General features: G+C 66.4%; 10 protein-coding genes and 1 pseudogene. 7 read left to right on the top strand and 4 right to left on the bottom strand.

Annotation, left to right across the window (positions count from 1 at the left end; translation table 11 throughout):
* Positions 1–178 precede the first annotated feature (178 nt).
* From ACZ561_RS18960 to ACZ561_RS18950, 3 genes are all read left to right on the top strand, one after another.
* The gene (locus ACZ561_RS18960) at positions 179–1,624 is read left to right on the top strand and encodes a carph-isopro domain-containing protein (protein WP_470996243.1); all 1,446 of its coding nucleotides are present in this window, start codon (positions 179–181) and stop codon (positions 1,622–1,624) included.
* A 10-nt stretch (positions 1,625–1,634) separates the two neighbouring features.
* A complete protein-coding gene (locus tag ACZ561_RS18955; protein WP_470996240.1) occupies positions 1,635–2,585 on the top strand; it encodes an FAD-dependent oxidoreductase in 951 nt (316 codons plus the stop codon).
* Positions 2,586–2,667: 82 nt separating this feature from the next.
* Positions 2,668–2,805 carry a hypothetical protein gene (locus tag ACZ561_RS18950; RefSeq protein ID WP_470996237.1) on the top strand — a complete coding sequence of 46 codons (138 nt, stop codon included), beginning with the start codon at positions 2,668–2,670 and terminating at the stop codon, positions 2,803–2,805.
* Here ACZ561_RS18950 and ACZ561_RS18945 read toward each other — a convergent pair.
* The gene (locus ACZ561_RS18945) at positions 2,792–3,415 is read right to left on the bottom strand and encodes a nucleotidyltransferase domain-containing protein (RefSeq protein ID WP_470996235.1); all 624 of its coding nucleotides are present in this window, start codon (positions 3,413–3,415) and stop codon (positions 2,792–2,794) included. The genes ACZ561_RS18950 and ACZ561_RS18945 overlap by 14 nt on opposite strands.
* Positions 3,416–3,513: 98 nt before the next feature.
* Complete coding sequence (locus tag ACZ561_RS18940) at positions 3,514–3,999, bottom strand: hypothetical protein (protein WP_470996232.1); 486 nt, start codon at positions 3,997–3,999, stop codon at positions 3,514–3,516.
* A gap of 428 nt (positions 4,000–4,427) precedes the next feature.
* Between ACZ561_RS18940 and ACZ561_RS18935 the strand changes: the two genes are divergently transcribed.
* The 4 genes and pseudogenes from ACZ561_RS18935 to ACZ561_RS18920 all read left to right on the top strand — a co-directional run.
* The gene (locus tag ACZ561_RS18935; RefSeq protein WP_470996229.1) at positions 4,428–5,465 is read left to right on the top strand and encodes a hypothetical protein; all 1,038 of its coding nucleotides are present in this window, start codon (positions 4,428–4,430) and stop codon (positions 5,463–5,465) included.
* A gap of 95 nt (positions 5,466–5,560) precedes the next feature.
* Entirely contained in the window at positions 5,561–5,968 is a 408-nt protein-coding gene (locus tag ACZ561_RS18930) for a restriction endonuclease fold toxin-2 domain-containing protein (RefSeq protein ID WP_470996227.1), read from the top strand.
* Between the two features lie 32 nt (positions 5,969–6,000).
* On the top strand, positions 6,001–6,447 hold the full coding sequence (locus ACZ561_RS18925; protein ID WP_470996224.1) for a hypothetical protein: 447 nt from the start codon (positions 6,001–6,003) through the stop codon (positions 6,445–6,447).
* Between the two features lie 134 nt (positions 6,448–6,581).
* A pseudogene (locus tag ACZ561_RS18920) lies at positions 6,582–6,784 on the top strand (transposase); the annotation flags it as partial.
* Between the two features lie 65 nt (positions 6,785–6,849).
* Here the strand turns inward: ACZ561_RS18920 and ACZ561_RS18915 are convergent.
* Both ACZ561_RS18915 and ACZ561_RS18910 read right to left on the bottom strand, forming a co-directional pair.
* Entirely contained in the window at positions 6,850–7,785 is a 936-nt protein-coding gene (locus ACZ561_RS18915) for a transposase (protein ID WP_470996221.1), read from the bottom strand.
* Positions 7,786–7,977: 192 nt separating this feature from the next.
* Positions 7,978–12,255 (bottom strand): FG-GAP-like repeat-containing protein, encoded by a 4,278-nt coding sequence (locus ACZ561_RS18910; RefSeq protein WP_470996218.1) that lies wholly within the window; start codon positions 12,253–12,255, stop codon positions 7,978–7,980.
* Between the last annotated feature and the right edge of the window lie 134 nt (positions 12,256–12,389).

The raw sequence follows: 12,389 nt of genomic DNA, 5'->3' as shown, positions 1-12,389 counted from the left end.
GGGCGGCGTCTTCCGCCGGGATCCAAGAACACCGGAGGAGCGGGGTGGCGCAGGACCCGATCAACGGGTCAACTCGGTCAACTTCCTTGAGAAGGAGGTGAATCAGCCGTCCGAGGGCGTCACCATGAGGGAGCGCGAGAAGTGATGGATGAACCACTGGGGCAAGAGGTGGTCGCACGTGGCACCGCAGGCAGGGCAACCCAACGACGTACTGGCGGGGTGCCTGGATGAACTCGGATGGAGCCCCAAGGCGCTTGCTCGCAAGCTGAACAGGGTGTTCGGAGCGGGGACGGTGGCCGAGTCAGCGCCGTACCACTGGCGGGACGCTGGCTCACTGCCGCGCTCGCCGTTACCGATGATGGCCGCCTACGTGCTCTCCCAGGAACTGGGTAGACCTGTCTCGGTGGCCGAACTCTGGCAGGGCCGCGTGGGCGATTCCTCGGCGCTCGTCCCTGCGGACACGGATCTCGCACGGCCCTGGACCGTGCAGGGTATGGAGGCGATCGTGGAGGACTGGGTGATGGGAGGGCTCGTAGACCGACGCCGGTTCCTCGCGATCTCGGGCGCGGGACTCCTGGCGATCGTCGCCCAGTACCTCGACGGCACCGCGGGGCGCGGCCAATATGCACCTCGGATCACGCCGTCCGTGGGTGCCGATCCGCTCGTGGACCAGGTCGAACAGCACCTGCCCATGCTTTCCGCGCTCGACGACGAACACGGTGGGGCACGTCACCTCCCTTACGTGGGTGCCCAGTTCCGTGCGGTCGGGCTGCTGATCCGCGAAGGCGGTCATGCTCCCGCCGTCGCGAGCCGCCTCATCCGTGCGCTCGCCGAGATCGGCCAGCTGGCTGGCTGGATGGCCTTCGACGCCGCCGACCACGGCCTGGCACAGCGCTACTTCGCCACCGCGCTGCGGGCAGCGCACCAGGTGAACGACCTGCCCCTGTGCGCCCACATCCTCGGCGACCTCTCCTTCCAGGCGGCCAGCCGCGGCCACCCCGCGGATGCCATCGCCCTCGGCGAGGCCGCCCGCCGAGCCAGCGACGCCGCCCCGCCAGTCGTCCGGGCATCCGTCCTGTCGCGGCTCGCCTACGCGTACGCCGCTGCCGGCCGGGACAACGACTTCGCCCACACCCGCGGGGCCGCCCGCGAGCTGATCGCCGGCCGGGACGGTAGCCAGGAGGAGCCTCGCTGGATGTACTTCCTCACCGACAACCACCTGGACTGCCAGGCGGGGTACGGCCTCATTCAGATGGGCCGCGCGCAACTGAAGGCCGACGGCGGAACGAGAGGACGGAGGTTCCTCGCCCAAGGGGCGGAGATGCTTCGCTCTGGAGCGTACGACGTCCCGCGAGGCGACCCCAGTCAGCGCAGGGCCATGTTCGAAGGGGCCTGGCTGGCCCTGGGGCACAGCGCCCACGGTGACCTGGAGGCCGCGTGCGAGATCGGTCAGATCGCCGCCGACCGCCTCGATGCCGTGCGCTCGCCTCGCAGTGCGGCCCTGCTCCACCAGCTCGCCGCAGACCTGCGGCGCCGACAGCGTAACTCCCACGTGCGCAGCTTCCTGCCGGCCCTGGAGCACGCCCTCGCCGAACACGCCCCGTCGACGCCACCTGGCCGTTAGGGTCGGGATCATGACCGCAGGGGAGCGCGTTGTCGTTGTCGGGGCTGGGGTGGCAGGGCTCACCACCGCCGTCGTTCTCGCCGAGGCCGGAGCCTCAGTACATGTGATCGCTGAGCAGGTGCCCGGCGTCACGTCGCTGGCGGCTGGGGCGATGTGGGGGCCGTACTTGGTCGAACCGAAGGACAAGGTCGACCAGTGGGGGCAGCGGTCCCTGGAGACCTTCCGCGAGCTGGCCGAGGACCCGTCGACGGGCGTCCGGCTCACCAGCGGCATTGAGGCGTCCCGCACCGCCGAGGCACCGCCGGACTGGGCCACCACCCTGCCTGGCTTCCGACCGTGCGAGCCGGCCGAACTGCCGACTGGCTTCACTGCGGGCTACCGGTTCACCGTGCCACTCATCGACATGCCCACGTACCTCGACCACCTCCTGCGTCGGCTCGACGCCGCTGGAGGCACGGTCGAGCAGCGACGCCTGGCCTCGCTCGCGGATGTCGGCCCGGCCCCTGTGATCGTCAACTGCGCCGGACTGGGTGCCAAGGATCTGGTCCCGGACTCCGACCTGCGGCCCATCCGCGGCCAGCACGTCGTCGTCACCAACCCAGGACTGACCGAGTTCTTCTCCGAGGACACCGGCTTTTCCCCAGATCTGCTGTGCTTCTATCCCCACGGCGACACCGTCGTACTGGGCGGCACTGCCGTCGACGGCGAGGGCGCCCTTGCCCCCGATGACAAGGCGGAGGCTGACATCCTGGCCCGCTGTGCCGAGGTCGAACCTCGTCTTGCCGGGTCACGTGTCTTGGAGCACCGAATCGGCGCCAGGCCAACGCGTGCCACGGTCCGCGTGGAGGCAGAGCGGCAGGAAGACGGCACCCTGGTCGTACACAACTACGGACACGGAGGCGCTGGCGTCACGCTCTCGTGGGGATGCGCTGAGGAGATTGGTGAGTTGTTGACCGCTTAATGACGGAGTATCCGAATGGATACGACCCATTACACCCTGCGCTGAAGGCGACTGTCCCTCGTCTTTGCCAGCACCGATGTGGGTGACCAGGAGTAGCCACCTCCTCAGCGCCGAGGCTCAGTTCCTCCGCGAACTGCTGATCGTGGAGGTCATGTCGCCCACGGTGACGCGGCCTCGGGGCCCCGACCTCTACGACGTCCCTCTGCTCAGGTTCGACTGACAGGCGGGAGCCGCCGAAGCCAGGGGTGGTCGGGCACGAGCACGTTGATCGCGTCCGCCAACCAGGCGCGTGCCGGAGTGCTGAGCAGCGGCAGTACCGCTTCGAAGTCCGCCTCGTCCTTGTCTCGGGTCGACCTCGCCTTGTAGAAGAGCTGCACCTCGGGCGCGAGATAGGGGATGCCGGTCTGGCTCGTCCGCCCGAGTTGGTCGATTGGCAGCCGGATCGCTGGGGCTCGCCGCGAGACCCACTGGCTGCCGTCGGCCTCGTCCAGCATGAGCTGCACCGACCAGGGCGCCTCCGGCTTTCGTCGGCACCAGATGTCGTGGAGCGGCGGCCGAAGGACCTCTCCAGGACGCCACGGTCGTAACCGCCCTTGGCCAGGTGGGTCCGCCACGTGCAGGTCCCAGCCAGCTAGGAGATTCCGTAGGCGGCCCTGATCACGCCGGAGGACCAGGACATCGAGATCGCCGTGTGCGCGCAGCTCGCGGCCGACCGCGAGTTCGATTGCGTAGCCACCGGCGATCCACCACGGGAAGTCCGCCTTGGCGAAGACCACGGCCACATCCTCGGGACGATCCGGTACCCAGCGTCCCAACACCTCAGCACTCACTTGCACATACTCCCAGGGCCCAGACGGGCGGAGGTGACGGTCGGCGACGGGCCGGCGTCACCGCCGATCGGTCGCCTACCGCCCCTACTTGCATCGAGCTACTGACAACAGCTCTGGGTGGCCTCGACGGTCCGAACCGCCTCGCGGTGCTTGTTGAGGATGTCGCCGACGAGCTCCAGGGCCTCATTCGAGACGTTGTTGTCGTTGGACCCCACGAGTTGATGGATGAGCGTGCCGAGGCCGTCGCTCCCGTTGGGAGCGTAGAAGAGCACCTTGGCGTTCTCATCGCGCGGGATGCGGCGAGGGATGTGATGGATGCCGCGGTCGGCGAGTTCCTGCTCCATACGCTCGACCTTGCGTGCGCCGAGCCGCTTGTCCCCGGTGATCAGCTTGAGACCCCGAGCCTCCCAAACGAAGAAGCCGTTCGTCTCGACGATGGTGGCGACGGCGTCGAAGGCGCCCTCGGTCGTTTCGGGGGCCACGGTACTCATGGGGCAGTCCTCGTCATCCGGGTGGGTCAGCGAGCAGCAACATACGGCGGCGCTGCCACCCATGCGGGAGAAGTTGACGAATTTGGGGTCCATGGTATAGAGGTCACTGGCCGGCCACGCTCGTGCGGAGCGCGGGGACTCCGCCGATCGAAACTCCGTGGTTCTGATCAATAGTCAGGGAGGGTGTGCCAGAACCCGTTCCGGTGGACAGAACCCAGGCAGCGAGGGTTCCGCGTTACGGAACGTGGCGCCAAGGCCACCCGCGTTCTACTGTCCAACGGCATCGCCTGACCCGCCCAACAGGAAGAACGCTGACGGCACTCGGGGCATCCTGTGTCGAGCACGGGCCGAAGTCCCCGGGGGCATGACAACACATCAGACTTATGCGATGACAGCCGCCGAGCCTGTCTTCGACAGGAATCGGCCACAGATGCTCCACGTGTCCGGTGTGGCGGAGCTCCTTTCCTCGCCAACGTGTACGGTCCATCGAACAGCCTGGTGGTCGAGGGCGCGGGGGAGTCTTGAATCTTCAACACAAGGCCGGGAACTACGTCAACGCCTCGTGGTCCATGGTGCGGCTGCGGGACCTGATCTACGACTTGGTGGGTCTGCTGTTCACGGAGCTCGGCGCTCATGGCGGGATGGCGGGTGACGACAACGCCGGCAGGGCCTTCGCCGCCGTCTACAAGCCGGCGGTGAAGACCGTCTTCGAGGCGGCCGGCCTCGCTCACCAGGTGATGGCGAACGGTGCGGGCGCCATACTCAAGGCCACCGAGGACTTCCTCAAGCAGGAGAGCGCGATTGCCGCCTCCCTGCTCGGCCAGAGCGTGGCACCCGACATCGGCGCCCAGCCCTCGAGGCCTGACTGCAACCCTCGTGGCCGCCACAACGCCGAGGAGCTGCCCGAGGTCGTCGGCGAGACCAGTTGGACCGACCAGTACCTGCTCAGCTCCCGCTTCCACGGCCAGCGGGACAAGCTCCGCAAGACGGCCAACGCCTGGCGTTCGGCGGCGGGCATCCTGGACGACGCCTACTGGGACTCCGAGAGCGCCTGGCGTACCGCGACCGCCCAACAGCTCGGCGAGACCGCCGCAGCCGTCCAGACCTTCTTCACCGTGTTCGTCGGCAAGACCCCGCCTCCATCCGAGGTCGGCGAGGACGAGACCCTGATGGCGAACCTGCCGTCCCCCTGCCGGATGATCGCCCACGCCTGCGACGCATACGCGGATCACATCGACACAGCGCTGAAGAGGATCCCGGACGAGGAAAGCCCCCTCTTCGGCGCTCCACTTGCCATCTGGGAACGACCGCAGTTCGGCGGCGAAGGACACGACGGCGGCCTGCACGAGCTCCTCAACGGCGACATGCGCACAGCGCGCCTGGGGAACATCCCTCCGGCGCTCGACAGCTCGCAGGCCAAGGTCCCCATGCCGCAGCCCGACGGGGGCGGATTCCTGCCCCTTCCATCCCTGCCACCCTTCCTCGCCCCGCTGATCCGGGTACCCCTCCTGGTCCCCGTGGGCTACCGACCACCGAACGGACCTCGCGTACAGCCTTAGCCCCACCGACACCTCCGGACCCGCGCTTCCCACCCCTCACCGCCCCTGAGCAGCAGAACTTCCAGACATGGCTGAACTCCCTGCGCGCCGGAGACGTGTCCGGCGGGAAGCCAGCCGAGGTCGCCTACCAGAAGCGGGTCGCCGGATACCCCGAGTACGAGGTCCCCATCCCACCCAGCATCAGCCCCAACAGCACCCTGATGGTCGACGGCTTCCGGAACCGCGACGGCATGGCGATCGAGGCCAAGTACGTCAACAACCCGAACAAGCCGTGCTACCGCTCGCTCGACGAACTCCGCGCGAACCACCAGTCCGGCAAGAAGGACTTCCTGTACGACAAGGACCGCAAGGAGCTCACGAAGTACAACGCCGCTCTCAACGACCCGCGCAACAAGGAGATGCGGGGCGTGGAGACCGTCACCAACAACCCGGATTCCGTGGCCTACTGGCGCGTGATGATGGCCGCCTACGGCGTCAAGGGCTACGCCCGATACGTACCCTGACCAACGGCAGCACACGAAGAGGGAGCGAGCGCGTGGACGCGTCCGAACTGGCCGAACTCCGCACCATGTACGTCTTCGGCCCCGCCGAGGGTTCCACATGGGGCCTGACCTACGAGGGGATCGAGGCCAAACTGCGCGAACGGAATACGGACACGTTCATCCGTATCGACGAGGGGGACGAAGGCCCCGTTCGCGGGTCCGTCATGCACTTCGGCATCACGGTCGGCGAGGAGAAGCTGGAGAGCATGGCCAAGCTGTCCCCCGAAGGCATCGCCATCGAGGACTGCACGGCCCATGCCGCAGCGGAGTTCGTCAAGTGGCTATGGGGCAGCATCGTCCCGGACGGCAGCAGCATCACCTTCAACACGGGGTGGGGCCTGGAAGCCGACCTGCCCGACGCACTCGTCCCCCACGTCCCCCGCCCACGCCTCGTGGCCACCTTCCTCGCTCATCTCGAATCTACTGGCGGACTGGACTGAGCCGGCAACGGGACGCAGACCGGCGGCTTCCCGAAAGGTCAGTCTCACTGGCACAGCGACGCGAGGTGTACCGTCGGCCTTCGGCGTGGCCACACCTTGCGCTTACGTGCTCAGGCCCACCGATGAGCTATTAGAACTACCGGTACTCCACCAACCACCAGGTCGTCATAGATGCAGACACGCGGCTCGTCGTCGTGGTCGGCCAGCCACTGCCGGGCAACCGCAATGACTGCAAGGCGTGGCAGCTGTCCGGGGCGAAGGATGCGTGGGCAAGACGACCGTGATCGCGGACGGCGGCTACCGGGGAACCGGCCTGGTCATCCCACACCGCCGCGAACCGCGCTAGCGAGCTCGTGCACGGTAAGCGGTGAGACGTCGAGGGGTGTGCTCGGACTCTGGTTTTCACATCTGCTGTGCCGATGTCAGGTCCGCGCTCTGCTGGTGGCTCAGCAGGCCGGCGATGGCTTGGATGGTGTCGCTCAGGTGTTCGCGGCGGCCGAGGTGGCGGGCCAGGGCCCACCAGTTCTTCAGATGTGCGATGCCGTGCTCGACCTGGATACGGCGTGAGGAATGTGCCTTGCGCTGGCGCTCGTGCATCTCCTCGTACCAGTCGGGGGCGTTCTTCTTGAACTTGCGGTGTGGCGGTGTCACCACGCGTCCGCCGGTCTGCGCGCCCAGTCCCTGGTAGCCGGCATCGGCGAGAACTTCGACTGCGGGCCCGTCGGCCAGGAGCTTGACCAGCCCTAACTGACGGGCGTGGGTGATGTCCGCGCAGCTTGCGGGACGGGCCGGGCTGCACCACAGCACATGGCCTTCGCCGTCCGTGACCACCATGGATTTGACGGCGTTCTGCTTGTTCTTGCCGGAGATGAACTTGTCCCTGTCCTTGCGTCCGGCGGCGGGCCGCCGGACCCGGATCTCCGTGCCGTCAACAATGCCGGTCTTCCCGCTCGCGCCGAGATGCTCGACGACCTCGGCCAGGGTCCGCAGCCGCACGTCGGGGCTGACAATGCACCCTCGCTCGGCAAGCAGGGGCCTCACCTTGTTGATGGCCCGGGTGATGGTGGAGCGGTCCACGCCGAACCAGCAGGCAAGCACGTCGTGGGTAGCCCCATGACGAAGATGGACGAGGGTGGCCAGCAGACGGTCGACGAACACCAGGCGGTGCTTCGAGCCGGCCCCGACGGCCCGCTTCCGCGGACGGGACGCAAGCCTGGCCTGGTGACGCTCATGCCACAACGGCCCGACCTCGCTGACGAGTTCGGCAATCACTCCGGCCGTCAGGCCCGTGATCCGCCGGTTACCGATGATCGCCGCACGAGACGTGTTCCCCACCACACCACCATGATCGACGATCGGAAGCTCGTCGTCTCACCGCTTACCGTGCACGAGCTCGCTAGCCGGGAAGCAAGCCCGACGATCAACGGGCAGGTCGGCCGGATTCACTGTCACTCGACAGTGCGACGTCCGCATCCGTCCGTGAACCGCAGCGGCCCTGCCCGAGCAGGGCAGGGCCGCCGGCCGCCTACGTCAGCTGTAGGACTTGATCATGTGCATGTCGTTCCGCTCCCAGCCGGCGGGGTTGGGATTGAGCCAGCCTCTCTGTGCCCCCGTGAGCGTTCCATCGGGTCGGCTCAGCCATGTGAAGAGGGATTCGTTGCCATCGGTGTACGAGTACATGGCTCCCATGTCGTCGAGTCCGTCACCGTTGTAGTCCCCAGGGACGATGTGCATGTTCTCCCGGTACCAGTTCCCCGCCGCCGACTGCCACATGACGGTGGAGGAGGTGTCAAAGGCGCCGTTGGCGTTGCCACCCAGGATGCGGAACTGAGCGTCACTTCCGTTGGCGTAGTCGTACCAGAAGGTGATGTCATCGATGCCGTCGCCGTTGAAGTCGCCGGCCTCGACGAACGTTCGGCTCCAAGCCCCCCACGTGGTGGCTGTACCGGCCCAGGAGGTGATGCTTCCCGTGAACGCGCCGGTGGGTGTGGTGAGGAAGGTGTGCATCTTCAAGTCGCCGTTGGAGTATCCGTAGAGCGCGGCGATGTCGTCGCGGCCATCGCGGTTGAAGTCACCTGTGGTGAGCTTGCTCTCCTTGATGTTCCACCAACCGGCCTTCTGCGTGTAGGAGGGGAAGGGCGAGTTGAACCCGCCATCGGGCCGACTGGTGTAGGTGAACAGGGTGTCGTGTCCGTCGTAGTAGGCGTACCAGACCGCCACGTCGTCACGGCCGTCGCCGTTGAAGTCCCCGGATTCCAAAGTCATGTTGGCCGCGTAGAACCCCTGCGGACCCGAGCTCCAGGACGCGATCGGACTACCGAAGCCGCCGGTCGGCGTGGCCAGGGCGGTATAGAACCGTGCGACGCCATTGCCGTAGTCGTAGAGCATGGCTGCGTCTGTTCGTCCGTCGCCGTTGTAGTCACCGCTGGTGAACTTCATCCGGTCGACGTTCCACGTGCCCACGAGGGACGTATAGGAACGGAACGGCTCAGTCAGCCTGCCGTCCGTCCCTGCCTTCATGGTGAACATGGCTGAATGTCCGTCAGGGTAGCGGTACCAGGCAGCCATGTCGCTGCGCCCGTCGCCGTCGTGGTCGCGCCGGGTCCGTGTGCCCGTGGTCCACGTCGACTCACCGGCGGCGTTGTAGACCGTCAGGTTTCCGTAGTCCTGCAACACCGCGTAGCCGCCAGGAGAAGAAGTCTTCGACTCCCAAAGGAGTGCGGTCCCGTCGGCCTTGGAGACGACGAGGTTCCCGTCCTTGCGCATCTCCATGAAGGCACCTGGGTTACCTTCGGTCTTCGTCCTCCAGACAGGGATGTTCGCCTTGGAGAACAGCACGGCGTCTCCGTCGGCCTGCATGTCGAGGCGAATCGTGCCACCTGGCGCGCTCACCGAGTGACCGCTCTCTATCTTCGCTCCGGGCGCCAGTTGGAGGCCGCGGGTACCGTTGACCGTCAGACGGGGACCGAAGGCGACGTTGTTGACGCGATCCTTGCCGGGCCACGCCACGAGCTCGTTGGCGGCTGTACGCGCCCACAGGTCCGGCGTGGCGTCACTCACCATGTCGCCGTTGGAGGCGACCACCGGGTAGGTGTTGGGCCAGATGCCGGAGAAGATCTCGACACCCTGCGTTTCGGCCCAGGACGCCACGTCGAGCTTGCCGTGCGAGTTGTTGCGTCCGGCGTACTGGTAGATCTTGCCGTTGGTGCGATCCCGCGCCCAGAGGTCCGCCACTCCATCGCCGGTGGCATCGCCAGGCGCGATGAGGTCGAGATCCTTCCACCCCTTGCCGCCGACGAGGACGGGAAGGAACTCATCCTGGACGTCGAGTTCACCACTCTCTGCTCCGTAGTAGAGCCACAACTCGTCGTCGTTCTTGATCAGCAGGTCCGCGGTCGGGTGGGTACCGTCGAGGCTGCCGGGTCCGGCACCGACGTCGTCGATGGCAAGAATCTGACTGTTCTCGCTCTGCCAATGATCGAAGCCTGGCTCTTGGAAGCACCCCTCGTCCGGGTTGAACTTTGGGCAGGCGACCTTCAGTTCGATCCGTGCGGTGGCGTCGATGCTGCCGAGGCCACTGTTGGGATACAGCCACAACCTGTACTTCTTCTCAACGGGGTCCCACACCCGGGTCAGCAGATCCTCGGTACCGTCGTTGGACCAGTCACCGCGATGCGTGGTCTGGCTCTGGGTGAAGTCGCCGTTGTTGGCGATGGTCGAGAAGGTGCCGTCACCGTTGTTGCTGTACGTCACCAGGTTTCCGGCGTTGTCGAGGTTCCAGAGATCACTCAGACCGTCGCCGTTGAGATCGCCGGGACCGTCCTTGACGCCGGTGCCGTTGGCGTAGAACAGGTACGCCTTCTCGTCGGAGCGGTTGCCCGCGGCGTCCACGCTGTACACGTAGAGCCGGTGCGGCCCGAGTGTGCGGGGGGTGAGGTTGGCCAGCGCAGTGCCTCCTGCGCCTGAGGCGCGTGCGATGCGCAGCTTGGGGTCCCAGTCGGTGTAGAAGCCGTACTCGACGACGTCGCTCACCCCGTTCGCGCCCAGGGTGAACGTACCCTCGCTACGAGCCTGGGACGTGTTGGAGGGCCAGCCTGCCGTGCCGTCAGGGAACTGCGTGGAGACCACAGTAGGCGGGGACGAGGGGCGGGTTCTGTCGACGGTGAACCGGCAGGTCCTGGACCAGGCAGAGGTGTCGTTCGCAGCGTCCTTCGCACGCACCTTCCACTCGTAGGAGCCAGTCGGCAGGGTCGCCGCATCCTTGATCAGGAGTGTCGTGATGCGGTTGCGCTGCGCGCTCACAGTGGTGTCGACGACCGGTGCCTTGCCCGTGGGGGAGATCTGGAACTGGGCCGAGAGATTGCCGGCGTCAGCGTCCTTGATCTTGGCGAAGACGCTGATCGCGGTGTTTCCGATCAGGCCACCCCCGCATGGGACATTGGGGTCCGTGCCGAGGCCGCTGGGAGTCTCCGGCGGGGTGTTGTACTTGGTCTCGAGAACTGCGGTCTTGGGGTCGAAGCGCTTCCACTCAAGAGTGTCGTTCTCGTCCTTGGCCTGAAGACCGACCGTGAGGGTGGCCGAGCCCTTGCTCGCAACCGACTTCACCGCCGCCGTGGCATCGAACTCAAGGTTGCCGGAAGGGCAGTCGCTGCCCCAGCCCTTGGACTCGTGAACCTCGTCGATCAGCGCCAGATTCTTCGGCTTGGTGTTCCAGCTCGTCTTGTTGTTGATGGGACCGGTCTGGTGGAGCTGCACCCAACTGGGCTCGCACGACCACGACCACTTGTTCTTGATGCGGAACGTGGACTGCTTGACGACCTTGCCGCTCAGTTCCGACGTCGCCATCTGGAAGTAGGAGCGCGAGGTGCCGCCCGTCTCGTCCTCGTGGCCGACCCGTGCGTCGCCCTTGTAGTTCCAGTAGATGTTTCGAGGCCACGCCTCGTAGGCCCACGCCCAGTTCTGCTTCTTTCCCTCGGCAGTGGACGGGTCCAGGTAGACAGGGTAGACGGTTGACGCGGCAGAGAGCATCTGCTGGTCAGGAGTGAGCTGGAGGGTCTCACCGTCGGCGCTCACCTCGGTGGCCATGACCGCGTCGTGAGCACCTGGTGCGGGCTCGAAAGCACCATCCTCCGATGAGGAGCTCATGAGGGCCATGGCCCGTTGCGGAGCGGGGGCCGTGGTCTTGGAGTCCCACATCATGGGAGCCGACGAAGTGAACGCGGTCTCGCCGGCGGGATTGCGTGCCTCGATGTTTCCCGCCTCGTCCGCACTGACCGTGAGACCCACCGTCTGGATACGCAACGAGATCGTCGCCAGCTCGGGGTTCCTTGCCGCCTCTGGTGTCTTGACGACCAGGACCTCGGAGGACCCCTCTGCATCCGCCTTCAGCAGCAGGTCGACGCCGGGAAGAACCTCGCCGTAGGTGGCGACGTCACCGTTCAGGGTTGGCTTCGGCAGCTCCTTGGGCCAGCTGTAGGAAAGCGTGCGGCCGTCCTTGACGTTGGTGACCATGGGGCCCGCCCCACCGCCGGAGAACGACACGTCCACCGAAGTCGCCCTGGGCACAACTCGCCCATCGGCAGCGAAGGTGAGGGTCGGGTCAATGTTCACCCACTCCTGCTGGCTGCGGATGCGCACCGGGGAAGCGTGGCGAATCTCGGAGAAGGTCCCATCCGGGTTGGCCCAGTAGTCGGAGCTTTCGGTACGCCGCGAGATCACCTCCACCTGGGTACCGTCAGCAACGGCCTTGGCCTGGGCTGCTTCTTCCTCTGTCGGCTCAGCCCCGGTCGGGACGGGGTCGGTGGCCACAGCGGGCGCAGTGGCCGGCGCGCCCCCCAGAAGATCAGGGGCGAACACACCGGTGAGGGCAAGACTCAAAGCGATGGCGCCGGAAGCCGCTTTGACACGAGGTCTACGTCTGCGTGGGTGCATAGAAAGTGCGG

Source organism: Streptomyces sp. NPDC039609 (assembly GCF_055596705.1).
Note: the sequence above shows the minus strand (reverse complement) of the source record. Positions and strands in the feature narration are given on the sequence as shown.